The organism is Kribbella antibiotica, from assembly GCF_004349055.1.
In the GTDB taxonomy this organism is placed as follows: domain Bacteria; phylum Actinomycetota; class Actinomycetes; order Propionibacteriales; family Kribbellaceae; genus Kribbella; species Kribbella antibiotica.
Genome location: NZ_SMKX01000305.1, coordinates 1 through 1271 on the forward strand (window position 1 = coordinate 1; position 1271 = coordinate 1271).

1 protein-coding gene is annotated in these 1271 nt (G+C 66.5%); it reads right to left on the reverse strand.

The features are described from left to right. Positions 1–164 precede the first annotated feature (164 nt). Complete coding sequence (locus E1263_RS42370; protein WP_132178131.1) at positions 165–1118, reverse strand: type IV toxin-antitoxin system AbiEi family antitoxin domain-containing protein; 954 nt, start codon at positions 1116–1118, stop codon at positions 165–167. Between the last annotated feature and the right edge of the window lie 153 nt (positions 1119–1271).

Here is a 1271-nt window from a genome sequence, read left to right on the forward strand (position 1 = left end):
GGGCTGACCCACCCCATCGCGCCCCCTCGTCCCCCATTTGATGGGCTGACCCACGGGAGTGTGGGTGGGCCAACTGCATGCGGTTGGCCCACCCACAACGCGATGGGCCGGCCCATCAAATGGGGTCTGCAGTCCAGCCGTTTCCCGGCTGTGCAGACCGCGGATCAGCCGGTCCGGCGGGACGACTGGGCCCGGGCGAAAGCCTGGCGAATCTGGTGGGCGGTCCAGGCCGGGCGGTCCAGGTCCGTCCATCCGGTTCGGACGAACTCGAACCCGAGGGCGCGGAGCCGATCCTCGCGGGACTTCTCCCGCAGCAGAACCTCACGCGATCCGCTGTCGTACTTGAGGTCACCGTCGAACTCCACGACCGTGTTGTAGCTGGGGAAGAAGAAGTCCGGTCGGCCGATGAGGCCTGCCGAGTCGTAGAACTCCCGCTGCAGTTCAGGCGCTGGCAAACCTTCGTTGTGCATCACCACACGGAGCCGCGATTCCCCGACCGATTCCGACAGCGGATTCGCGAAAGCCATCACGGCCCGGACTCGCGGCGCACCTGCCCACTCGTCAATGGTCTCGAGCAAGCGCCGCAGTTCGTCCGCAGGAATATCACCCCGCCGCATCGCGTGATCCGCACTGATCACGGCGGCCTCGAAGGACGATCGGGTTGCGTGCTCCGCGACGGCACGAGCGACTGACGTCGCAGGCACCCTGGCCAATACGGTCAGGTCCGGATCGTCGAGCTGTCCACGATGGTGCCTGACTCCTGATTTCGCTCCGCTGCGGCCGGTTGTTCGCGTCAACTGAACCTCGGCCAGGTCAGCCTGCCAGACAGGCACACCGTGCAGCACCAACGCCGAGTGATGACTCACCACCGCACTGCCGGGCTTCATGGCGTTGACTGCCGCGTGAATGAGTAGCCGGTGCCGAACAATCTCGCGTTCCCAGACGGGTAACCCGCTGAGGTCGACGCGCTCGACGTACTGACCGTGGCGGAGTCGCTCCCACCGCCGATCGGCCAGACGGGCCCGGATTTCCTCAGGCGTATAGCCGGCGTCCACCGCTTGCCGACGGCTGAACACGCCGCCCCGATCAGCCGCCAACCGCCTCAGCTCAGGATTCACCCAACCAGCATCGCTCCCGCCGGCCGCCCGTGGAGCCGCTCCCACCGATCTGTGGATAACCCATTTGATGGGTCAGCCCACGGGAGTGTGGGTGGGCCAACTGCATGCGGCTGGCCCACCCACAACGCGATGGGTCAGCCCACCAAATGGGGG